Below are 21616 nucleotides of genomic sequence, written 5' to 3'. Positions count from 1 at the left end.
GCAGTCATCCCGATAGATTGAAGTTGCCGGACTGCCCGTAGACGGACAACGAAATCGCCAGGCAGACAAAGGCCGTGACGATCATCGATGACCGCACCGAACGACCGACAGCTTCCCCCACGCCGGCCGGACCACCTGTCGCGGTGAAGCCGTAGTAGGTGTGCACGACCATCACGCCCGCCGCCATGATCAGCGCCGACAGGAACGACCAGAGCAGGTCGGTGGGACGCAGGAACGTGGAGAAGTAGTGTTCGTAGACGCCGCGCGACTGGCCGTAGATGTAGATCGTGCCCAATTTCGCGGCGAGGAACGACATCAACACCGCGACGGCGTAGAGCGGAATGACGACGAGCACGCCGGCGATGATCCGGGTCGACGACAGATACGTGATCGCCCGGATCCCCATCACCTCCAAAGCGTCGATCTCCTCGTTGATCCGCATCGCGCCGAGTTGCGCCGTGGTTCCGGCGCCGATCGTCGCGGCCAGGGCCACGCCGGCCGTGGCCGGGGCGATCATCCGGACGTTGAAGAAGGCCGACAAGAAGCCGGTCAGGGCCTCGACGCCGATGTTGGACAAGGTGTCGTAACCCTGCACCGCGACGAGTGCACCGGTGGTCAACGTCAGGAAGCCGATGATGCCGACGGTGCCCCCGATCACCGCCAACGCACCGGTTCCCATGCCCATCTCCGCGATCAGCCGCAGCAACTCTCCGGGATAGCGCCGCACCGCGTCGACGGTCGACGCGAGGGATTTGCCGTAGAACTCGGTCTGTTCACCGAGCCTGCGGGCGTAGTCCGTCACCCTCGGGCCCAAAGTGATGAACCAGGACGGCTCGCGCGCTGCGTCGGTCATTTGGCGGTCACCTTCACTCCGAGCGCCGTGAGCACGATGTTGATGAAGAACAAGGCCATGAACGAGAACACGACGGTCTCGTTCACCGCGTTCCCGACGCCGGTTGGTCCGCCGCCCACCGAAAGCCCCTTGTAGCAGGCGATCAACCCGGCAGACAGCCCGAACAGGGTCGCCTTGATCAGTGAGATCACCACCTGCGGCAGCCCCGTGACCAGGGTCATGCCCGTGATGAACGCGCCTGGGGTCACGTGCTGAACGAACACCACGAAGATGTAGCTGCCCGTCAGTCCGGTCACGGCGACGACCGAATAGAGCAACATCGCGACGAATGTCGCGGCAAGGATGCGGGGAACGACCAGTGCCTGAATGGGATTGACGCCGATCACCTTCATCGCGTCGATTTCCTCCCGAATGGTGCGCGCACCCAGGTCCGCGCACATCGCGGTCGATCCGGCACCTGCGACGGCCATGGCCGTCACGACCGGGCCGACTTGGCCCACCGAAGCCAGCGCGGCCCCGGCACCGGAGAGATCACCGGCGCCGATCTCGACGAGCAGGATATTCAAGACGAACACGATCAGCACGGTGTACGGAATCGACAGCATGATCGTCGGGAAGATCGAGACCCGGGCGACGAACCAGATCTGCTCGAGTAGCTCGCGCCACGCCCACGGACCCTTCACCGCGGCGATCAGCGCTTCCGCGCTCAGCATGAAGAATTCACCCAGCGCATTCATGGGCTTCGCGATGGTGGTGCCGTTCATCGAGCTTGCTCAGCCCAACGGCTGCCCTCGTGGCTCAACCCAAAACCCCCGACTTCTCGGCATTGTTGATCCGGTTGTAATAAGCCTGGCCCTGGGAAGGCCAACCTTGTTCAAGATGCAACGGCTTGCCCACTTTTGGGCGCATACACTTCGCGAGGAATTTACGGGCAAAGCCATGGTCGTCGTTAGAGTTGTGATCAACGAGAAAGTTACTGGCCAGCTCAAAGAAGAAATCCCGACCCGGCGTACCCGCCGCACCCATTCCGCAAGCCCGCGACCGGCAACCCGGCCAAGCCGTCGTGCTCGGCCATCGAAACATCGTGGTTTCGATCAATTTTTCCGCACAAGGATTGTATTCAGTGTGCGCGGAATTCGATTACCTGAGACGAATTTACCTTTTCGTCAGAATCGCGGCGTGCTAGAAAGTCCGTCGTCGTATCTGGTATTAGCCTCACGACGCAGCGGCAGCACTCTGCTGGTCGAATCGCTCCGCGCGACCGGCGTTGCCGGCGAACCGCACGAGTTTTTCTATATTTGCCGTCGACCAGCCAGGCCCCGCAGCCGCGGGAGTGGTTCGCCGGCGTCGAGGACGAGACGATACTGCGCCCGCTCGATCCGTTGGACGCCGGGACGCCAGACCTGGCGCCGGCCTCAATTTGGCGGGAGTACATCCGTACCGTCGGCAGGACGCCCAACGGGGTGTGGGGTGGCAAGCTCATGTGGAACCAGACACCTTCGTCGCTCAACCGCGCGAAGAACCTGCCGGACGCAGCGGCGATCGCTTACTCGCCGCGATCCGCGACGTCGTGGGCAAGACACCGCTCCTCATCCACATCCACCGCCCCGATGTGGTGTCGCAGGCGGTCTCGTTCTGGCGCCCGGCGCAGACCCGTGGCTGGCGGGGCCGGCCCGATCCGGCGCGCGATGCGCGGGCGACCTCCCATGCCGGTGCGATCGCGCATGTCGTCACGTTGTTGCGCGCCCAAGAGGAGGGCTGGCAAAAGTGGTTCGTGGAAGAAGACGTCAAGCCGATGGAGGTCCCATATCCGGCGTTGTGGCGGAACCTGACTCAGGTGGTCGGTCAAATCCTCCAGAAATTGGGGCTCGATCCACGACTGGCGCCCGAGCCGGTGCTCGAGCGCCAAGCCGACCAGCGTTCCGACGAATGGGTGGAACGCTACCGTGCCGACGCCGCGAGGGAAGGGCTGCCGACGTGACCCTCGCGCCGCCGAGCCGCTGATTTCAGGCCTAGCCAGGGACGGCTTCGCAGCCGCGCCTGATCCCGCGCGGCGGCCTCAAATCTGGGGGTGGTTGGGCGGCGCGACACCGGCGATTTCCCATGCCCCGACGTGATGATATTTCCAGTGCACGGGGTCGTGGACGCTGTGGGTGCGCGCGTTGCGCCAATGTCGATCCAGCGCAAAGCGCCGGTCTGTTCCGCTGGTACCCGTCACTGCGAAGAGCTGGCTGGCCACGTCGACGGCGACGTCGCTGGCGAATGCCTTGGCCTGGGCGACCGCGATCGACCCACGCGCCGCGGCATCCGCGTCTGCCGGATGAAGCCCGATGTCCTCCAGAACGTCGGCGGCCCAACACAGGAGCTGTACCGCGGCGCGGGTTTGGGTAGCGAGCTTGCCGAATTCCCGCAGAATGAAGGGGTCGTCGGCGGCGGCGCTGACCTTCCCCGACCGTACGGCCTCGAAGAACGGTCGACTACGTGTGCGCACGAAGTCTCCGGCATCGGCCAACGCGCCTTCGGCGATGCCGGCCTCGATGGCCGCGTGGACCAACTGGGTGCGCGCGCCGAGCAGCTGCGGGCCTGCGAATGCCGTGCCGTAAGGCACCACCAGCTGCGAGTCGACCCGGACTCCGTCGAAAGTGGTTGTCCCGCTGACCGTGGCCCGCTGCCCCATTGCGGCCCAGTCCTCTGTGATGGTCACCCCGGGGGCACCGCGATCGAGAAAAACGAGCACGAGGCGGTCGTCGGGGTCCAGCGCGGTCGCGGCAAGCCATCGCGAAGTGATCGCCCCGGTGCAGTAGTACTTGACGCCCTCCAACCGCCAGCCTGGGGCGTCTTCCACCAGGCGCGTCTTGAGATCCTGGGCATGGCGACCGCCACGCTCGGCCGCCACCGGCGCGATGCGGCCGCCCTCCACCACCGCGGGCAGGATCCGATCCCGCTGATAGGGCGTGCCCAGCAGGCGCAGGACGTCGACGGCAAGGAAGTGGCCTTGCGGAATCTGGGCCAGCGCCGGGTCCGCGGCGGCGATCACCCTGATCACGTCCGCCAGGGTGCGCGGACCGAGCCCGCCGCCTCCTTGCCCTACGGGCACCGTGATGGCCGCAAGGCCGGAACGGTCGAAGTCGGCTAGCTCGGCGCGCGGCACCGCACCAACCCGATCGCGGTCAGCCGCACCGGGCTTGACGGCGGCGGCGAACTCTTCGGCGACGCCTACGGCCGCCGAGTGGTCGCGCAATGGCGTCGGGACGTTCGCGGAGCCGGCCATTTTGGCGGTGGTCAGTGACACAGACGACTCCCGGGACTAGTGATGCAACCGCGAGCACAAGCAATTCACATACGTGACAACGAGAGCCAACGCGGCGTCCCTGGAACTCACAAGGCGGCAGCGCGACTCCGGACCGGCCGCACACGCCTGACCAGTTGCTTGGCGCCTCGGCGCGATTAACTCAACGTGATTCGAATCGCCCTCACTTTTGCGAAAACGACTGCTCTCGAACGACTTCCCCGCTCGCGACGCGACCCCCGTGGCATCTGCAGCGGTGTGAGCCCCCGGTCCGGTCGGGACCGATCCCGCCCGGCCCCGCCCCGCCACTTGGGCCACTCCCTCCCTTGCTGCGAGTTCGGTTGCGATCCAAGCGTTTAGCACTTCCTGTGGACTGAGCGAGAGCGCATGCCACAGGCAACCTCCCCTAACCGACGTTCGTGCCACCCTCGGCGATCCGGCGAACAGCGCGTAGGAAGACGTCGATCTCCTCGAATGTGTTGTAGAGCGCGAACGACGGGCGAACGGTGGCCTCCAGCCCGAGGCGGCGCAGAGCGGGCTGTGCGCAGTGATGGCCGGCTCGCACCGCGATGCCTTCCGCGTTGAGCGCTTTGCCCACCTCAAGTGGCTCGTGTCCCGCTAGCACGAACGACAGCACGCTCGCCTTCTCAGTCGCTGTGCCCACCAGGCGAACCCCGGGGATGTCGGCCAGGCGAGGCGTCGCGTACTCGAGCAACGCGTGTTCGTAGGAAGCGATGCGCTCGACTCCCAGCCGTTGCACGTAGCGCAGCGCCTCCGTGAGGCCGACGGCGTCAGCGATGTTTCCGGTGCCGGCCTCGAACTTGGTGGGCGGCCCCTGATACAGCGACCGTTCGAGTGTGACATCGGCGATCATGTGACCGCCGCCCTGCCACGGCGGCGTCTCGGTCAATGCCTCTTCGGTGCCGTAGAGCGCACCGATCCCGGTGGGCCCGTAGATCTTGTGCCCGGAGAACACGAAGAAGTCGGCGCCGAGCTCCGCAACGTTTACCGGTATGTGCTGGATCGACTGCGCGCCGTCGATGAGAACCCGGGCGCCGTACCGGTGACCCAACTCCACGACCTTCTCCACCGGGACAACCGTGCCCAATGCGTTGGACACCTGGCTGGCCGCGACCAGCTTGGTCCGCGGCCCCAGCAGCTCCTCGAACTCGCTCAGCAACAGGTTGCCCGCGTCATCGATCGGAGCCACCTTCAGAATCGCGCCGGTCTTCTGCGAAATCAATTGCCAAGGAACGATATTCGCATGGTGCTCAAGATGGGTGATGACGATCTCGTCGCCCGGTCGCAGGTGTTTTCCACCCCAGGCATGCGCCACCAGGTTGATCGCCTCGGTGGTGCCGCGCAGGAACACGACGTTCTCGGAGCTCGGAGCACCGATGAATTCGGCCACCGTGTCACGCGCTTCTTCGTAGGCGTCGGTGGCCCGCGCCGCCAGCTCGTGTGCGGCCCGGTGGATGTTGGAGTTCTCGTGAGCGTAGAACCGCACCAGCCGGTCGATCACCACTTGCGGCTTCTGAGTGGTCGCGGCGTTGTCGAACCAGATCAGCGGCTTGCCGTTGACGACCTCCTTGAGGATCGGGAAGTCCGCGCGCACCGCATTGACGTCAAACACCTCGTGCGTGTCCGGCAACCGCGGAACGTTCTCGGTGGCGCTCAGGAAGTAGTAGCTGTCCTCGTCTCCGCCCGAGGCGATCGTGGCACCGGATGGCGGGCCATTGGACCAGCCCAGGTCGGTCACCGACGGTGCGTCGGGCAGCGCGTTCGGCACGGAGCCGCTCGGGCCCAGCAGACCCACCGGGGCGGTCGGGGCATAGCCGGCCAGCGCGCCGGGCACCGTCGGCACGATCCCGTGGGGCACCGCGAAGGCACTCAGATCACTGGTCGGCGGGGAAACGCTGCCCCGCGGGGCAACGGGCACCGCCTGCGGTGGCGCTTCGGGTTCTGAGGATGTGGGAGCCGGAACATATATGTCCGTGAAACCCAACGCCGGCACCGGCCCCGGGTACACATCAGCTGCGCCCGCCGTCGTGTCCGGCACGCTGCCCCGCGGGGCAACGGGCACCGCCTGCGGTGGCGCTTCGGGTTCTGAGGATGTGGGAGCCGGAACATATATGTCGGTGAAACCCAACGCCGGCACCGGCCCCGGGTACACATCAGCGGCGCCCGCCGCGGACTGCCCGGCCGCGGCGGCCGCCGTCGTGTCCGGCACGCTGCCGCGAGGGGCCACCGGCGCGGACTGCGGAGGGCTGTCGGTGCCCGGCCGGATGCTTGCCGCGTAGAGCTGGCTGGCCAGCGCGGCGAGTTCCGCAGCGCTGATGGGCAGGTCGCTCTCGGCGTCTACCGCTCGGTACTCACTTGTACTCATGGAACTGGTCCACAGCGACGTCGTCGAGCACGGCGAGAGCGTCGTCGGTGAGGACAGCCAGGGACGTATAGAGGGTGACCAGGTAGGTCGCGATCGCCGACTGGTTGATGCCGGTGAACCGCACCGAGAGCCCCGGCGCCTGCTCTCCCACCAGGCCCGGCTGGAAGAGGCCCACGACGCCCTGGCGTTCCTCACCGGTACGCACCAGGATGAACTTGGTCTTGCCTTCTTCAACCGGCACCTTGTCCGACGGGATCAGCGGGATGCCACGCCAGGTGATGAACTGTGCGCCGAAGAGGCTGACGACAACCGGCGGCACGCCACGGTAGGTGGCCTCGCGGCCGAACGCGGCGATACCCAGCGGATGGGTCAGGAAGAAACTCGGCGTCTTCCAGACCTTGGTGATCAGCGCGTCGAGGTCGTCCGGCGTGGGTGCACCGCCCAGTGTCTGGATCGTCTGCTCGGGCGTCACCTGCGAGAGCAACCCATACTCGGGGCTGTTAACCAGCTCGAATTCCTGACGCTCCTTGATGGTCTCGATGGTCAGTCGGAGCTGCTGGGTGATCTGGTCATGCGGGCTGGAGTACAGGTCAGAGACCCTGGTGTGTACGTCGAGCAGCGTCGAGATGGAGCGCAGCGTGTATTCGCGGGGGCTGGTCTCGTAGTCGACGTAGGTCTGCGGCAGCGGTTGCTCGGTATCGACTCCTTCATCGCTGTGGATCGCGACCTGCTCCGGGTTCACCACACGGTTCACGCGGTAGATACCGGCCTCCACCGGTACCCAACCGAGCAAATGCAGCAACCAGCGCGGCGTGATGGTGGAGAGCTGCGGGACCGTCTTTGTCGCGTTGGCAAGCTGCCTGGCTGCAAGATCGCCGAGTGCCTGAGACTCGGTTTGAGCAGAAGTCATCTCGTCCCTTCCATCATTTTTCGATGCTGCGGCGAGGCCGGGCAGCCTGATGCTCGCGCACGCTGTGTGCTCGCGCCCGCCGAGCGTAAGCGAGCAAAATGCGGCGGGATAGATTTAGGAGCGCCAATGAGCGAAATAACCGGCGGGTTCGGATGCCATATAGTGGGGCCTATGCAACAGGCCACACAGCCGCGCCTTGTCCTCACGCGCCGCCTCGCCTTGGACTGTTGTTGTCGTTGTTGTTGATTTCCTGACGCCGTCCGACGCTGTAGAAATCCCGCCCTTTGCCCGGCTGGTATCACCGGAACGCCTGCGGCTGTTACGTGGGTGTAGTCAATCATTCAGGAAGATCGAGCTCCGATGACCGTATTACCCATGTGCAGCCGAGCATCGGCGCAGGTGGCGACGACGCATCGCATACTGATGCGGCCGGCCACCGACCTCTCCCACATGACGCGCTACCGCGGTGGCACCTACTCCCACACCGTGGACGAAGTCGTGTTTGAGGACGGCAGCAGCGCGCGCACCGACCTCATCAGGGTCAACCCCAACGTCGATGCGTACTCGCTGGACTTCACGGGTATCGCGCCCCACCATCCATCGCGCTATGCCCTCGGCTCGTGGTCTGCGCTTCCGCATCTGCGCATCCGGGGCGGCGAAGCAGGGGTGGACTGGATTCTGCGCAACTCTTTCCCAAGGCAACCCATCGCCCACTTGAGCCGCCGAGTGCGCCGGGCGGGCTATCCACTGGGACCGGCCAACATCAGCGAACACGAAGCGATTGCCGCGACCCAGGCCTCGATCTGGCATTTCACCAACGGGTTGAACCTGGGTACCCGGCCTCTCAACGTTCCGGTCGCGGTACGCCGGGCCCCGGGGCCGGTGATCACCTTCGAGTTCGACGGCGAGCCGCAGATCGGTGGTTACTCCGTGTGGGTGGCATCTGATGCCGAGGTCAACTTGAAGCTGCAGAAGTCAGCCAACGGCCTTACCTGGCAGGACATTTCCACATCGTCATTCATTGCCGGCGCCGGCGAGGGCCGCCATCGGCGCACGCTCGGTGTGGCCACCACGCTCTCGGGCAGCAGTCACGGGCGCGGCGGGCGCGGCTACCGCTACTACCGTTTGGTCGCGACGACCGCCGCCGCCGCGGTGGTCGACCACGTTCGCTTCTGGCTGACCGGTGCCCGCCATTACCCCAATGCCGACCGGATCGTGCACCTCTACAATTACTTGTTGAGCGGGGCACGCAAAGCCATAACCGATACGGACGAACTTCAACTGGTCGATAATCAAGCAACCGCCGAGGCAGAACTCATAGGACCGTTCCAAGTGCCAATCCCACTGACGCTCAGTGTCGCTGCCGGACACAGGCTTGTCGACACCGAGGGTCTAGAGATCGGCGGCATCATCGAGCCTGGCACCGACTTCTACCTGCGCCCGGCGCCCGGCGCGTCGGCGACCACAATGACAGCTACAACACCGCATGGCCTCGCCGGGCGAGTCCTGACCGGCGTCGCGATGGAGGGGACCCAACATCGACTGACACCCATCGCCCTGATCGTGCCCACCGACGTGGCCATCGAATTCGACATCGTCTGGCACGCCGAAGAGTCCCGAACCGATATTGCTTAAGGAAGATTCATGAGCATTGCCGATGACGTCACGCAACTGATCGGGAACACGCCCCTTGTCCGACTCAACCGGGTCACTGAAGGCGCGGTCGCAGACGTCGTCGCCAAGCTGGAGTTCTTCAACCCGGCGAACAGCGTCAAAGACCGCATTGGAGTGTCGATGATCGATGCGGCCGAGCAGGCAGGACTGATAAAACCCGACACGGTCATCCTGGAGCCGACGAGCGGGAATACCGGCATTGCGCTGGCGATGGTTTGCGCCGCGCGCGGCTACCGGTGCGTGCTGACCATGCCGGATACGATGAGCACGGAGCGACGAATGTTGTTGCGCGCATTCGGCGCTGAGATCGTTCTGACACCCGGGGCCGACGGTATGGCGGGCGCGATCTCCAAGGCGGAAGAGATGGCCAAAAGCGACCAACGGTATTTCATACCTCAGCAATTCGAGAACCCGGCGAATCCGGCGATCCACCGCGAAACCACCGCTGAGGAGGTGTGGCGGGACACCGAGGGAAAGGTCGACTTCTTCGTCTCCGGTGTGGGTACCGGGGGCACCATCACCGGCGTCGCCCAGGTGATCAAGGAACGCAAGCCTTCAGCGCAGTTCGTGGCCGTTGAACCGGCCGCCTCACCGGTTCTCTCCGGCGGACAAAAGGGGCCGCACCCGATCCAGGGCATCGGCGCCGGATTCATCCCGCCGGTGCTCGACATGGATCTGGTCGACGAAGTCATCACGGTCGGCAACGAAGATTCGCTGGAGATGGCCCGGCGGTTGGCCCGGGAGGAGGGGTTGTTGGCGGGCATCTCCTCGGGCGCGGCCGTGGTCGCCGCGTTGCAAGTGGCTCGCCGGCCCGAAAACGCCGGCAAGCTGGTCGTCGTCGTGCTGCCCAGCTTCGGCGAGCGGTATCTGAGCACGCCATTATTCGCCGACCTGGCCGGTTAGCCATGCTCGCAGACATGCGTAACGACGTCCGCGTGGCGAAGCAGCGGGACCCTGCCCGGCCCAGCACGCTGCAGGTGGTTCTTGCCTATCCGGGCGTGCACGCGATCTGGGGCCACCGGGTCAGCCACTGGCTCTGGAATCGCGGCGCACGACTGGCCGCGCGAACACTCAACGAGGTCACCCGGATCCTGACGGGAGTCGACATCCATCCGGGTGCCGTCCTCGGTCCGGGCCTGTTCATCGATCACGCGACGGGCGTTGTGATCGGGGAAACTGCCGAGATCGGCGAGGACGTGACGATCTATCACGGCGTGACCCTCGGCGGGAGCGGTAGGGATACGGGGAAGCGCCACCCCACGATCGGTCATCGCGTCGTCATCGGCGCCGGAGCGAAAGTGCTGGGCGCCATCAAGATCGGGGACGACAGCCGGATCGGCGCCAACGCCGTCGTCGTGAAGGAAGTGCCATCGAGCGCTGTGGTGGTCGGGGTTCCGGGCCAGGTCATCAGCCGTCAAGGGCGGGGTAGCCCTGACGACTCGAGGATGCCCGACCTCGTGGGTGTCAGCCTGCAGTCCCTGCTCACCCGGGTCGCGAGACTGGAGGCGTTGAACGATGGACAGCAAGAGACCGGTCGTGTTATCCGACCCCCGGAAGCCGGCGTTTGGCACGGCGAAGACTTCTCCATCTGAGCCCGGGTGAGCACGCTGGGGATCGTCGTGACGGCGATTGTCGCGGCGTTGGCCGTCGCCTCGGTGCTCGGGGTAACGATCAATCGGCGATCCGGTGCGCTGCGGGCAACAGAGCCCGTGTCCGACCAGGACACCCCGTACCTCGGCTTGTCACAGATCGGGCCGACAGTGGTGCACTTCAGCGCTGTTTGGTGCGGTCCGTGCGCCTCGGTACGTCGCGTCGTCGATCAGGTGTGCGCCGAACTCCCGGATGTTTCACACGTCGAGATCGACATCGACGCCAACCCGGCGGCCGCGAAGCATCTCTCGGTGCTGTCCTTGCCAACCACCTTCGTTTTCGACGCCGAGGGTAAGCGAAGATACAGAAGCGTCGGGGTGCCGACCGTAGCTGAACTGCGGAAGGCGTTGCAGTCATTGGGCACGATTCGGCCCTGAGCGATCATCAAGCGAGCGCGGGACTCTGTGATGTTGCGCGGTGCCAGCCCTCGCGTGTGGTAAGGCGCACTTGACGAAGTAATACTCACCGTGAACATAACCGGCTCCGGAATGCGTTGTCGCAATGAGCGTTGCACGCTAGGTAGAGACCTAGATGAAGGCGAGGCGATGTCTGCGACAACACGGTGTCAGCCGCAACGCGTCTCGCCGGCGCTCGACCATCCCACGTTCGACAGTTGCCCCTCATGACCGAGTTGCACCTGGCGGTGGGTCTGGACGGCTACGGTTGGCATCCGCATTCCTGGCGGTATGCCTTCGCGCACAACGCGACCGGCGGGGGACAACTGAGCGGTCAATACTGGGCGGACCTGGCGCGCACAGCCGAGCGTGGACTGCTCGATTTCCTCACGATCGACGACACGCTGGACGTTCAGCCGGGCCGGCAGCCGGAAATCTCGCCGCGGCGGCTTGCCGGCCGCGCCGACGCCGTCTTGGTCGCGGCGCGTATCGCGCCTCTGACCGAACACATCGGTCTGGTGCCGGTTGCGACGATCACCCACACCGAGCCGTTCCACGTCTCGAAATCGATTGCAACACTCGACTATGTCTCACACGGACGGGCCGGCTGGCAGGTGCGGGTGAGCGGTACGGCCCACGAGGCGGCGCTGTTCGGACGCAGAGGCCCGGCCGCTGACCGGGACTTGTTCGACGAGGCCGCCGACGCGGTGGAGGTGGTCCGGCGGCTCTGGGACAGCTGGGAGGACGACGCGGTCATCCGCGACGTCGCCACCGGGCGCTACATCGATCGGGAAAAGTTGCACTACATCGACTTCGCCGGCAGGTACTTCTCCGTCAAGGGTCCGTCGATCACCCCGCGGCCGCCACAAGGCCAGCCGGTGATCACGGCATTGGCTCACGCCTCACGCAGCTACGAGTTCGCTTCCGCCGGCGCCGATATCGTCTTCATCACCCCGCGTAACGACGACTCGCTGCGGTCGATTCTGGCCGACATTGCCAACGCCCGGCGCACCGCGGGTCGTCCGCTGAAGGCCTACGCCGATCTGGTGGTCGCCTTGGCGGACGATCCACTGACACCGGCAGCGGCCATCTCGTCGGATGCGCACGTGTTCGTCGGCTGCTTAAGCGATTTGGCTCAGCTTCTGCTTGCCTGGAACGACGCGGGAGTCGACGGGGTGCGACTGCGGCCGGCGGTCAACGCGATCGACCTTCCTTTGATCGTCGACGAGCTGGTGCCGTTGCTGCAGCGGGCCGGCAGGTTCCGCACCGGCTACAGCGTGGGCGAGACGCTTCGTGAACGTCTCGGATTGGCTTCCGCACCCAATCGTTATGCGGTGCCGACGTGACCGTCACCCCGCTGTCAATCCTCGACCTCGCCCCCATCAGCTCGGGTAGCGACGCCGCCGCGGCATTGCGCAACAGCATTGATCTCGCCCGGCACGCCGAGCGATGGGGCTACAAGCGCTACTGGCTTGCCGAGCACCACTTCGTCGCGGTAGCCAGCTCGTCGCCGGTGACATTGATCGGCCAAATCGCCGCGGCCACCGACCGTATCCACGTCGGATCCGCTGCGGTGCAGATCGGCCATACCACGGCGATCGCGGTGGTGGAGAGCTTCGGCATACTCGACGCGCTTTATCCCGGTCGTATCGACATGGGCTTGGGCCGATCCGGGCAGCGGCGCACAGAGGCCGCCGCGCCGCCGGTGCCGATACCTCCCAGCCCGCCAACGCCGTGCCATGAGGTGGACGGCCTCGTCATCCCGGCTCCGTTCGACCCGACGATGCTGATGAGAAGCGAATGGGCCCGGGCACAGAGTTCCGTGCTCACCCAGCCGTGCGCGAAACCGGCCGACTTCGCCGACCAGATCGCCGATATCGAAGCGATGCTCGACGGGACGTACACGGTCGATGGCCACCAACTGCACGCGGTTCCAGGCGAACACGGCCAACTGACGCCATGGATCTTCGGCAGTACCAGAGGCCAGAGCGCGCAGGTGGCGGGCGCCAGGGGGTTACCGTTCGTCGCGAGCTATCACATCACCCCCGGCACCGCACTCGATGCGATCGCCGCTTATCGTGAGGCCTTTCGGCCCTCCACCAGGCTGACCCGGCCCTACGTGGTGGTCTCGGCCGATGTCGTGGTCGCGGATGACAAGGAAACCGCGCGGCATCTGGCGTCGAGTTACGGCAGGTGGGTGTACTCCATCCGTAGCGGCCGGGGCGCGATCCCCTACCCGGATCCTGACACATGCGAGGCTCTGACCGAGGACCAACGGGCGCTGGTCGCCGACCGCACCGCAACGCAATTCGTCGGCAATCCGGACGAGGTCGCCGATCGGCTGGAGTTGCTCCGCCGGGTCACCCATGCCGACGAACTGGTGATCACCTCCGTGACGCATCGCCATGCCGATCGGCTGCGCTCGCATGAGCTGATCGCCAAGCGATGGGGGTTGACCGGATGAGCATCCGAAACGATCAGCACCGCAAGCAAATACACCTCGGAGCCCACTTCCCCGGGGTGAACAACACGACGGTGTGGTCTGATCCGAGCGCGGGCAGTCAGATCGACTTCGATTCGTTCGTGCACCTCGCTCGGACCGCCGAACGTGGGCTTTTCGATTTCTTTTTCCTGGCCGAAGGCCTGCGGTTGCGCGAACATCGGGGCAGAATTCACGACCTCGACGTCGTCGGCAGGCCGGACACGTTTACCGTGCTCGCCGCGCTCGCCGCGGTGACCGAGCGGCTGGGCCTGGCCGGCACCATCAACACCACGTTCAACGAACCTTACGAGGTGGCAAGGCAATTCGCGACGCTGGATCACCTCTCCGGCGGGCGTTCGGCATGGAACATAGTCACCTCCTCTGACGCCTTCACCGGGGAGAACTTTCGTCGTGGCGGCTTCCTCGACCACGCCGACCGCTATCACAGGGCCGAAGAGTTCCTCACCGTCGCACGCCGGTTCTGGGACAGCTGGGAAGCCGATGCCGTGGTCGCCGACGTCGAAGCCGGGCTCTACATCGACCCGGGACGGATCCACATCGTCGACCACCACGGCCCACAGTTCGATGTTCGCGGCGTCGCCTCGCTGCCTGCGGGGCCGCAGGGTCACCCGGTACTACTGCAGGCCGGGGACTCCGACGACGGCCGCGATTTCGGCGCCAGGCACGCGGACGCTCTGTTCACGTTGCACGGATCGCTCGAGGCGGGTCAGCGCTACTACGCCGACGTGAAAAGCCGCGCCGCAGCCCACGGACGAGATCCCGATCGGCTGAAGGTGCTGCCAGGCGCGACATTCGTGCTGGGTGACACCCCCGGAGAGGCGCGTGACAACGCCGACCACATCCGCGAGCAACAGGTCAGCGGCCCGACCGCGATCGCGTTCCTGGAACAGGTCTGGGGTGTCGACTTGTCGGGGTACGACCCCGATGGTCCGCTACCTGACATCGATCCGGTCGCGAACCGGACCATCACGCAGGGCCGTGTACGCCACGGCGACCCGAAGGCCATCGCCGAAGACTGGCGGGGGCGCGCCCGAACCAGAGGCCTAACGATCCGCGAATTGATCATCGACGTGACGAGTCGGCAGCAGTTCGTGGGGACACCAGCGCAAGTCGCCGACGAGATCGATCGGTACGTGCAGTCGAATGCCTGCGACGGCTTCATCCTGGTCCCCCACCTGACACCACACGGCTTGGACGAATTCGTCGACAAAGTGGTGCCCCTGCTGCAAGAGCGCGGCAGCTTTCGCACCGAGTACCGCGGCCGGACCCTGCGCGAGCACCTCGGCTTGCTGCCCAGTGCCGGAGGACGGCCGGAGCCGGGGGCGGCCGACCTGAACTGGCTCCCCCGGGTGGACTCGAACCACCAACCCTTCGGTTAACAGCCGAATGCTCTGCCAATTGAGCTACAGGGGACTAACCCGATCGCGGGACGACTCTAGCGTACTGGCACAACAGCGCCCAACTTCGCGGGACCGGGGCGTGTGCCTCCGGGGGCGCCGGGCGCGCGCGCACCCCGCCCGGTGAGGCAGGATGGAACCATCGACAGTCGGGAGGAAAGCTTGTGATCGGGTATGTCGCGGTGCTTGGACTGGGGTACGTCCTGGGCTCGAAGGCCGGGCGGCGCCGGTACGAGCAGATCGCCGGCACCTATCGCGCGCTGACCAGCAGCCCCGTCGCCAAATCGGTGATCGAGGGGGGCCGCCGCAAGATCGCGAACCGGATCTCGCCCGACGCCGGGTTCGTGACCCTGGCCGAGATCGACGAGCAGACGGCCGTCTTCGAAAGGCCCTCAGAAAGGCCCTCAGAAAAGCCGGACAGGCCGGCGGAACGGCCGGTTGTGCACCCGGCCGACGGGGCGCTCACACCGTCAAATCGTCGCCGCTAGCCTGTTCCAGCAGGCTGCGGCGGTAGGCCTCCATCGCGACCAGGTCACCGAACAGCGCGTGGTATTCGTCGCCCTGCTCGATCGGCGACATGCGCTGCAGCTTTGACTTCACCTCGGCGATCTGGCGGCCCATCCACACCTCCTGCAGCCGCGCCAGCACACCGGCGATGTAGCGCGGCAGCTTCTCGTCGTCGACCTGAATGGCCTCCACACCGAGCTCGCTGATCAGCGTCGCCGTCAGGGCCGAGGCGGCCTGCCTGCGCACCGCGTCGATCCACTGCGCCCCGGTGACACCCGTCGACGTTCCACCGGCGGCCTCGATGGCCGCCCGCACGGCCGCGTAGCCGGGGTGGGTGAAGCTCTCGACGGTCAGCGTGTCGAACACCGGGCCGGCCAGCGCCGGGTACTGCAGCGCGGACTTGAGCGCCTCCCGCTGCGGCCACAGCGTGGGGTCACGCGGATCGGGCCGGGCGGCGGCGGGCTGGGCCGGGGCGGAGGTAGCAGATAATCGCCCGGCCCCACGGAGGTCGGCGGCGGCGCGCCGGCCGGGGGCTTTGGGCTGTTTGGACTGGCTGCGCACCCGGTCGATCACCTGCGCCACGTCGTCCCAGCCGACCCAGCCGGCGAGCTGGCGGGCGTACTCGTCGCGCAGGGTGGGGTCTTTGATCTGGCTCACCATCGGCACGCAGCGGCGCAGCGCGGTGACCCGGCCCTCGGCGCTGTCGAGGTCGATCTCGGCCAGGGCGGTGCGAATCGCGAACTCGAACAACGGCGTTCGCCGCGCGACCAGGTCGCGCAGCGCGCCGTCACCCGACTTGAGCCTCAGGTCGCAGGGATCCATGCCGTCGGGGGCCACGGCGACGAACGACTGCCCGGCCAGGTTCTGCTCGCCGTCGAAGGCCTTCAGCGCGGCGGCGCGACCGGCCGCGTCGCCGTCGAAGACGTAGATGAGCTCGCCACGGAAGAAGCTGTCGTCCATCATCAGCCGGCGCAGCATGGCCAGGTGCTCGTCGCCGAACGCGGTGCCGCACGACGCGACGGCGGTGGTGACCCCGGCCAGGTGCATAGCCATCACATCGGTGTAACCCTCGACGACGACGGCCTGATGCCCCTTGGCGATGTCGCGCTTGGCCAGGTCGATGCCGAACATCACGTTGGACTTCTTGTACAGCAGCGTCTCTGGGGTGTTGATGTACTTGGCTTCCATCGGGTCGTCGTCGAACAACCGGCGGGCGCCGAAGCCGATGACCTCGCCCGCCGAGGAGCGGATGGGCCACAGCAGCCGCCGGTGGAAGCGATCCATCGGGCCGCGCCGGCCCTGCCGCGACAGCCCGGCGGCTTCCAGCTCCTTGAACTCGAAACCCTTGCGCTGCAAGTGCTTTGTCAGCGAATCCCAGCCCGACGGCGCGAATCCGCAGCCGAAGTGCCGCGCCGCCTGGGCGTCGAAGTTGCGCTCCTTGAGGTACTGGCGGGCCGGCGCCGCCTCCTCGGATTCCAGTGCCGCGGCGTAGAACTCGGCGGCGGCGGCGTTGGCCGCGATGAGCCTGCTGCGGCTGCCGCGGTCGCGCTGCACGCTGGTCGCCGGGCCGCTGTAGGTGATGGTGTGCCCGATCCGGTCGGCCAGCACCTCCACGGCCTCGACGAAGCTGACGTGCTCGATCTTCTGAACGAACGCATACACGTCGCCGCCTTCGCCGCAGCCGAAGCAGTGGAAGTGGCCGTGATTGGGGCGGACATGAAACGACGGGGACTTCTCGTCGTGAAACGGGCACAGGCCCTTCAGCGAATCCGCGCCCGCGCGACGCAGCTGGACGTAGTCGCCGACGACGTCCTCGATGCGCACCCGTTCGCGGATGGCGGCGATATCGCGATCGGAGATCCGCCCGGCCATCGGCACAGTCTAAGCGCCGAGCGGCGCGGCTAGCCCGTGCCGATGACGCCGCACGCCATGCGCTCCATCGCGTTGTCGCTGTACTCCGCGCCGTGGATCATCAACGCCGTCTTGTTGCCCGCCAGCAGGTCGTCGCGGGTGAAGGCGTCGGTGGTGGTCACCAGGTACGCCGAGCCGTCCTTGCGCACCTCGAGGTTCGTCAGGTCGCCGCTCTCGGGCTTGCCGGTGTGTCCGGGCGCCTGGTAGTGGCCGCCCGCGGACATGAAGTTGCCGGGGGGACCGCCGTTGGGCGCGACCGAGTTGGGCTCGCACTTGCCGATCTCGTGGACGTGCATGCCGTGGAAGCCGGGCGCCAGGATGCCGGCGGTGTCCGTCTTCACGGTGACGGTCACGTACCCGCCGGTGAAGTCGAACGTCGCCGTCGCCACGGCCCGGCCGTCGGGCGCCTTGAGGTGCGCGGTGAGCGACTCACCGGCCGGCGCCGCGCTGGTGGTGGTCGCCGAGGACGACGCCGGCGGGGCGCTTTTCACCGCGGGGGTGGTTCCGGGCTGGGTGCTCGCGTGCTGGGGTGAACTGCAGGCAGTCACGAGCACGACGGGAAGCCCGAGCGAAAGGGTGGCCATCGATCCCAAACCGCTGAATTTCGTCATGTCGGGCAGCCTATCCCCCGGCGCCGACGCGGTTCCCCCGATGGTGGGCCGCCCGCTAAAGATCGCGGGCGTCGACGCGCTCGAGCCGGCCCTCGGTGTAAGAGGCGATCTGGTCGACGACGACCCGCAACCGGGCACGGTCGTCGGCCGCGGCGTCGAACGTCGCCGCGAAGATCGGATCGAGAGTTCCGGGCGCCCCCGCGTACAGCCACCGCGCCACCCGGTGGACGCGTTCACGCTGCCGGGCCTGGGTCTCCTGATGGCGCGGGTCGGACATGATGAACTGCAGCGCCAGGATCTTCAGCAGCGCGACCTCGGCGCGCACCAGGTCCGGCACTTCGAGGTCGGCCCGGTAGCGCACCAACGGCCCGGGGCCCGCCGCCGCACGCGTGGTCGCGATGGCCGCCGAGGCGAACCGGCCCACCAATTCGCTGGTCAGCCGCTTGAGCGCGACCGACGCCGCCAGCGTGGCGTCGTACTTCCCGACGTCGGCGACCACCGGCAGCGCCGAGAGCCGGCGCGCGGCCGCCATGAAGTCGTCGGCGCTCACCCGGGAGAACTCGCTCTCGCCCAGCTTGGCCAGCGCCGCGGCGGCGTCGTCGTCGGCGAGCACGCGCAGGTCGATGCGCTGCGAGACGACGCCGTCCTCGACGTCGTGCACCGAATACGCGACGTCGTCGGCCCAGTCCATCACCTGCGCTTCCAGGCAGGTGCGCTCCGCTGGGGCTCCCGCGCGGACCCACTGCGCGGGCTCGGCGTCCTCGTCGTAGAAGCCGAACTTGCGCCGGCTGTTCCCGGGTACGTGGCCCCGTGTCCACGGATATTTCGTCACCGCGTCCAGCGACGCCCGCGTCAGGTTCAGGCCCACGCTGTTTCCCTGCGCGTCAATGACTTTGGGTTCGAGGCTGGTCAGGATGCGAAAGTTCTGGGCGTTGCCCTCGAAACCACCGTGCGCGGCGGCGACCTCGTCGAGCGCACGCTCGCCGTTGTGCCCGTAGGGCGGGTGACCGATGTCGTGGGCCAGACCGGCCAGCTCGACGAGGTCGAGGTCGCAGCCCAACCCCACCGCCATTCCCCGCCCGATCTGGGCGACCTCCAACGAGTGGGTCAACCGGGTTCGCGGGGTGTCGCCTTCGCGGGGGCCGACGACCTGCGTCTTGTCGGCCAGCCTGCGCAGCGCGGCGCTGTGCAGCACCCGGGCCCGGTCCCGGGCGAAGTCGCTTCGTTGCTGAGTTTCCGTGCCGGGCAGGCCCGCGGTCTTCGGCGCTTCGAATACCCGCCGCTGACGGTCGAAGTCGTCGTAGGGGTCCTGCTGATCAGTGCTCACCGAGGCACAGTCTGCCAGGCAACGCCGGGCCGGGTCCCCCCTGCCGACGCGTCTGCCGCGCGCGTCGCCGCGGGGCTAGATTGACGTCATGCGCACCGCTCGCCTGCTCGGGGTCATGATCGTCACCCTCGGCCTGGGCGGCGGGCTGCTCCTGGCGCCGACAGCCCGCGCAGAGCCACCGCTGCAGCTGACGGACTACGTCACCGACGACGTCGGCGCCCTGTCCGCCTCGGGCCGCGCCACGGTCACGTCGGCGGTCGACAAGCTCTACGCCGACCGCCACATCCGGCTGTGGGTGGTCTACGTCGACAACTTCTCCGGTTTGACCCCGGAGAGCTGGGCTCAGCAGACCCGCCGCGCCAGCGACCTGCGCGACTACGACGCGCTGCTGGCGGTCGCCACCACCGAGCACGCCTACGCGTTCCTGGTGCCCTCCGAGGTCAAGAGCGTGACCGCGAGCCAGGTCGACGACCTGCGGCGCAACAAGATCGAGCCGGCGTTGCACAACCGCGACTGGAGCGGCGCCGCGGTGGCGGCGGCCGACGGGTTGAACAGGCAGCCGGGGTCGTCGGGCCGGCTGATCCTGTTGGTCACGCTTCTCGTCATCGCGCTGGCCGTGGCGGCCCTGCTGATCGTGATGCGGCTGCGCCGCAGGCGCAGGCGCTCGGCCGGCCTCGCCGCGGCCCGGCGCCTGGACCCGACCGACGCCAGCGCGCTGGCGGGCGTGCCGTTGGACGTCCTCGACGACCTCTCCCGCTCGATGGTCGTCGACGTCGACAACGCGGTGCGCACCAGCGCCAACGAACTCGAGCTGGCCGTCGAAGAATTCGGCGAGGAGCGGACCAGGCCTTTCAGCGATGCCGTCAACAACGCCAAAGCCGCTCTGGCGCAAGCTTTTACCGTTCGCCAGCAGCTCGACGACGCCACGCCTGAAACACCGGAGCAACGGCGGCAGCTGCTCACGCAGGTCATCGTGTCGGCCGCGCGGGCCGACCGGGAACTCGAGTCGCAGACCGAGGCCTTCGAGAAGCTGCGCGACCTGGTGCTCAACGCATCGTCCCGGCTCGACGGGCTGACCCAGCAGTACGTGGAGCTCACCACGCGGCTGGGCCCGGCCGTGCAGCGGCTGTCCGAGTTGCACAAGGAATTCGACGACGCCGCGCTGACTTCGGTGTCCGGCAACGTCGGGGCGGCCGAGGAGCGCCTGCAGTTCGCCGACCGCAACATCAGCTCCGCCCGGGATCTGGCCGCCCGGGCTCTCAGCGGGCAGCAGAGCGGCCTGGTGGACGCCGTCCGCGGGGCGGAGTCGGCGCTCGGGCAGGCGCGCGCCCTGCTCGACGCGGTGGACAACGCGGACCGTGACATCAAGCACGCGGTCGAGTCGCTGCCCGCGCTGCTCGCCGACATCCGGTCGGGCGTCGGGCACGCCAACGAGCTGCTGCGCACCGCCGGCCGCGCCGCGCACACCGGCCAACTGGCGGCGGCACGCGATGCGGCGGCTAGCGTGGCGGAGGGCTCCGAGCGGGCAGCCTCGGACCCGCTGGCTTTGTTCGGCCGGCTGAGCGAGGCCGACGCGGCCCTGAACCGGGCGCTGGCCACCGTCGCCGAAGAGCAGGCCGACGCCGAGCGGCTCAGCCGATCCTTGGACCAGGCGCTGTTCACGGCCCAGTCGCGGGTCCGTGCGGTCTCGGACTACATCGACGCGCGGCGCGGCACCATCGGGCCGGAAGCCCGGACCCGGCTGGCCGAAGCCGGCCGGCACGTCCAGGCGGCGCTCGACAAGCGGTCCGTGGACGTCAACGAGGCGATCGCCCACGCCAACGCGGCGGCCACGCTGGCCGCCAACGCACAGTCGCTGGCCAACGCCGACGTGCAGGCTGCCCAGCAGACCTACACGGGGCGGGGCGGCAGCGACATCGGCGCCATGATGGGCGGCATCATCATCGGCGACATGCTCGGCGGGGGCATGCGCGGCGGGTTCGGCGGCTGGAGCCCGGCTTCCTTCGGGGGCTCCCCCGGGGCGGGCGACGACTCGTACGGCGGCGGCTTCGACGACGGCTTCATGGGCGGCGGGGGCCGCTTTTAACGCTGTTTTTCTCGACTTGCTCCAGACACGCAACCACCCCCGGGCATCGAATGCCCGGGGGTGGCGTTGCAGTACCAACGGTCAGGGCCGGTACGCCGGATCCCGGCGCGGCGCCCC

At 67.2% G+C, this 21616-nt stretch carries 18 protein-coding genes, 1 tRNA gene and 1 pseudogene; 10 read left to right on the top strand and 10 right to left on the bottom strand.

Annotation, left to right across the window (positions count from 1 at the left end; all coding sequences use genetic code 11):
* Positions 1-4 precede the first annotated feature (4 nt).
* From G6N48_RS02995 to G6N48_RS02985, 3 genes are read right to left on the bottom strand one after another with little or no spacing between them, the layout of a single operon-like run.
* Positions 5-853 (bottom strand): MlaE family ABC transporter permease, encoded by an 849-nt coding sequence (locus G6N48_RS02995; RefSeq protein ID WP_085269082.1) that lies wholly within the window; start codon positions 851-853, stop codon positions 5-7.
* The gene (locus G6N48_RS02990; protein ID WP_085269083.1) at positions 850-1617 is read right to left on the bottom strand and encodes an MlaE family ABC transporter permease; all 768 of its coding nucleotides are present in this window, start codon (positions 1615-1617) and stop codon (positions 850-852) included. Before G6N48_RS02990 ends, G6N48_RS02995 begins: the two co-directional genes overlap by 4 nt.
* Before the next feature lie 34 nt (positions 1618-1651).
* Positions 1652-1879, bottom strand: a complete 228-nt coding sequence (locus tag G6N48_RS02985) for a hypothetical protein (RefSeq protein WP_163670735.1) — start codon at positions 1877-1879, stop codon at positions 1652-1654.
* 153 nt (positions 1880-2032) lie between these two features.
* Here G6N48_RS02985 and stf0 point away from each other — a divergent pair.
* Positions 2033-2834, top strand: a pseudogene (stf0, locus tag G6N48_RS02980) (trehalose 2-sulfotransferase).
* A gap of 78 nt (positions 2835-2912) precedes the next feature.
* On the opposite strand, the gene G6N48_RS02975 reads toward stf0, so the two are convergent.
* From G6N48_RS02975 to G6N48_RS02965, 3 genes are all read right to left on the bottom strand, one after another.
* Complete coding sequence (locus G6N48_RS02975) at positions 2913-4145, bottom strand: acyl-CoA dehydrogenase family protein (RefSeq protein WP_232066522.1); 1233 nt, start codon at positions 4143-4145, stop codon at positions 2913-2915.
* 403 nt (positions 4146-4548) lie between these two features.
* Complete coding sequence (locus G6N48_RS02970; RefSeq protein WP_163670780.1) at positions 4549-6528, bottom strand: family 2A encapsulin nanocompartment cargo protein cysteine desulfurase; 1980 nt, start codon at positions 6526-6528, stop codon at positions 4549-4551.
* Entirely contained in the window at positions 6515-7438 is a 924-nt protein-coding gene (locus tag G6N48_RS02965; protein WP_085269085.1) for a family 2A encapsulin nanocompartment shell protein, read from the bottom strand. Before G6N48_RS02965 ends, G6N48_RS02970 begins: the two co-directional genes overlap by 14 nt.
* Positions 7439-7798: 360 nt before the next feature.
* Here G6N48_RS02965 and G6N48_RS02960 point away from each other — a divergent pair, with 360 nt between their 5' ends.
* The 7 genes from G6N48_RS02960 (at position 7799) to G6N48_RS02930 (ending at position 15039) form a co-directional block, all read left to right on the top strand.
* The gene (locus G6N48_RS02960; RefSeq protein ID WP_085269086.1) at positions 7799-9073 is read left to right on the top strand and encodes a TQXA domain-containing protein; all 1275 of its coding nucleotides are present in this window, start codon (positions 7799-7801) and stop codon (positions 9071-9073) included.
* Between the two features lie 9 nt (positions 9074-9082).
* Positions 9083-10015, top strand: coding sequence for a cysteine synthase A (cysK, locus tag G6N48_RS02955; protein ID WP_085269087.1), 933 nt, complete (start codon positions 9083-9085; stop codon positions 10013-10015).
* 2 nt (positions 10016-10017) lie between these two features.
* A complete protein-coding gene (cysE, locus tag G6N48_RS02950; protein WP_085269088.1) occupies positions 10018-10704 on the top strand; it encodes a serine O-acetyltransferase in 687 nt (228 codons plus the stop codon).
* A 6-nt stretch (positions 10705-10710) separates the two neighbouring features.
* Positions 10711-11139, top strand: a complete 429-nt coding sequence (locus G6N48_RS02945) for a thioredoxin family protein (RefSeq protein WP_085269089.1) — start codon at positions 10711-10713, stop codon at positions 11137-11139.
* A 245-nt stretch (positions 11140-11384) separates the two neighbouring features.
* Positions 11385-12503, top strand: a complete 1119-nt coding sequence (locus tag G6N48_RS02940) for an LLM class flavin-dependent oxidoreductase (protein ID WP_085269090.1) — start codon at positions 11385-11387, stop codon at positions 12501-12503.
* Entirely contained in the window at positions 12500-13621 is a 1122-nt protein-coding gene (locus G6N48_RS02935; protein WP_085269091.1) for an LLM class flavin-dependent oxidoreductase, read from the top strand. The genes G6N48_RS02940 and G6N48_RS02935 overlap by 4 nt, the downstream gene beginning before the upstream one ends.
* Positions 13618-15039, top strand: coding sequence for an NtaA/DmoA family FMN-dependent monooxygenase (locus tag G6N48_RS02930; protein ID WP_085269102.1), 1422 nt, complete (start codon positions 13618-13620; stop codon positions 15037-15039). Before G6N48_RS02935 ends, G6N48_RS02930 begins: the two co-directional genes overlap by 4 nt.
* Here the strand turns inward: G6N48_RS02930 and G6N48_RS02925 are convergent.
* Positions 14998-15073, bottom strand: a tRNA-Asn gene (locus G6N48_RS02925). The two genes, G6N48_RS02930 and G6N48_RS02925, sit on opposite strands and share 42 nt — an antisense overlap.
* A 148-nt stretch (positions 15074-15221) precedes the next feature.
* Here G6N48_RS02925 and G6N48_RS02920 point away from each other — a divergent pair.
* Positions 15222-15545 carry a hypothetical protein gene (locus tag G6N48_RS02920; protein ID WP_232066521.1) on the top strand — a complete coding sequence of 108 codons (324 nt, stop codon included), beginning with the start codon at positions 15222-15224 and terminating at the stop codon, positions 15543-15545.
* Here G6N48_RS02920 and dnaG read toward each other — a convergent pair.
* The 3 genes from dnaG to G6N48_RS02905 are packed head-to-tail and all read right to left on the bottom strand — an operon-like array spanning position 15520 to position 19413.
* Complete coding sequence (gene dnaG, locus G6N48_RS02915; RefSeq protein ID WP_085269103.1) at positions 15520-17436, bottom strand: DNA primase; 1917 nt, start codon at positions 17434-17436, stop codon at positions 15520-15522. The genes G6N48_RS02920 and dnaG overlap by 26 nt on opposite strands.
* Positions 17437-17465: 29 nt before the next feature.
* On the bottom strand, positions 17466-18086 hold the full coding sequence (gene sodC / locus G6N48_RS02910; protein WP_139825756.1) for a superoxide dismutase[Cu-Zn]: 621 nt from the start codon (positions 18084-18086) through the stop codon (positions 17466-17468).
* 55 nt (positions 18087-18141) lie between these two features.
* Positions 18142-19413, bottom strand: coding sequence for a deoxyguanosinetriphosphate triphosphohydrolase (locus tag G6N48_RS02905; RefSeq protein ID WP_085269092.1), 1272 nt, complete (start codon positions 19411-19413; stop codon positions 18142-18144).
* Between the two features lie 88 nt (positions 19414-19501).
* Between G6N48_RS02905 and G6N48_RS02900 the strand changes: the two genes are divergently transcribed.
* The gene (locus G6N48_RS02900; protein WP_085269093.1) at positions 19502-21499 is read left to right on the top strand and encodes a TPM domain-containing protein; all 1998 of its coding nucleotides are present in this window, start codon (positions 19502-19504) and stop codon (positions 21497-21499) included.
* Positions 21500-21616 lie beyond the last annotated feature (117 nt).

Origin of the sequence: Mycobacterium parmense (genome assembly GCF_010730575.1) — a bacterium.
Classification (GTDB): domain Bacteria; phylum Actinomycetota; class Actinomycetes; order Mycobacteriales; family Mycobacteriaceae; genus Mycobacterium; species Mycobacterium parmense.
Note: the sequence above shows the minus strand (reverse complement) of the source record. Positions and strands in the feature narration are given on the sequence as shown.

What these genes read in the sequence shown, in the direction of transcription:
- G6N48_RS02995 (WP_085269082.1), bottom strand. Translation starts at nt 853, where the DNA reads ATGACCGACGCAGCGCGCGAGCCGTCCTGGTTCATCACTTTGGGCCCG.
- G6N48_RS02990 (WP_085269083.1), bottom strand. Translation starts at nt 1,617, where the DNA reads ATGAACGGCACCACCATCGCGAAGCCCATGAATGCGCTGGGTGAATTC.
- G6N48_RS02985 (WP_163670735.1), bottom strand. Translation starts at nt 1,879, where the DNA reads ATGGGTGCGGCGGGTACGCCGGGTCGGGATTTCTTCTTTGAGCTGGCC.
- G6N48_RS02970 (WP_163670780.1), bottom strand. Translation starts at nt 6,528, where the DNA reads ATGAGTACAAGTGAGTACCGAGCGGTAGACGCCGAGAGCGACCTGCCC.
- G6N48_RS02965 (WP_085269085.1), bottom strand. Translation starts at nt 7,438, where the DNA reads ATGACTTCTGCTCAAACCGAGTCTCAGGCACTCGGCGATCTTGCAGCC.
- G6N48_RS02960 (WP_085269086.1), top strand. Translation starts at nt 7,799, where the DNA reads ATGACCGTATTACCCATGTGCAGCCGAGCATCGGCGCAGGTGGCGACG.
- cysK (WP_085269087.1), top strand. Translation starts at nt 9,083, where the DNA reads ATGAGCATTGCCGATGACGTCACGCAACTGATCGGGAACACGCCCCTT.
- cysE (WP_085269088.1), top strand. Translation starts at nt 10,018, where the DNA reads ATGCTCGCAGACATGCGTAACGACGTCCGCGTGGCGAAGCAGCGGGAC.
- G6N48_RS02940 (WP_085269090.1), top strand. Translation starts at nt 11,385, where the DNA reads ATGACCGAGTTGCACCTGGCGGTGGGTCTGGACGGCTACGGTTGGCAT.
- G6N48_RS02930 (WP_085269102.1), top strand. Translation starts at nt 13,618, where the DNA reads ATGAGCATCCGAAACGATCAGCACCGCAAGCAAATACACCTCGGAGCC.
- dnaG (WP_085269103.1), bottom strand. Translation starts at nt 17,436, where the DNA reads ATGGCCGGGCGGATCTCCGATCGCGATATCGCCGCCATCCGCGAACGG.
- sodC (WP_139825756.1), bottom strand. Translation starts at nt 18,086, where the DNA reads ATGACGAAATTCAGCGGTTTGGGATCGATGGCCACCCTTTCGCTCGGG.
- G6N48_RS02900 (WP_085269093.1), top strand. Translation starts at nt 19,502, where the DNA reads ATGCGCACCGCTCGCCTGCTCGGGGTCATGATCGTCACCCTCGGCCTG.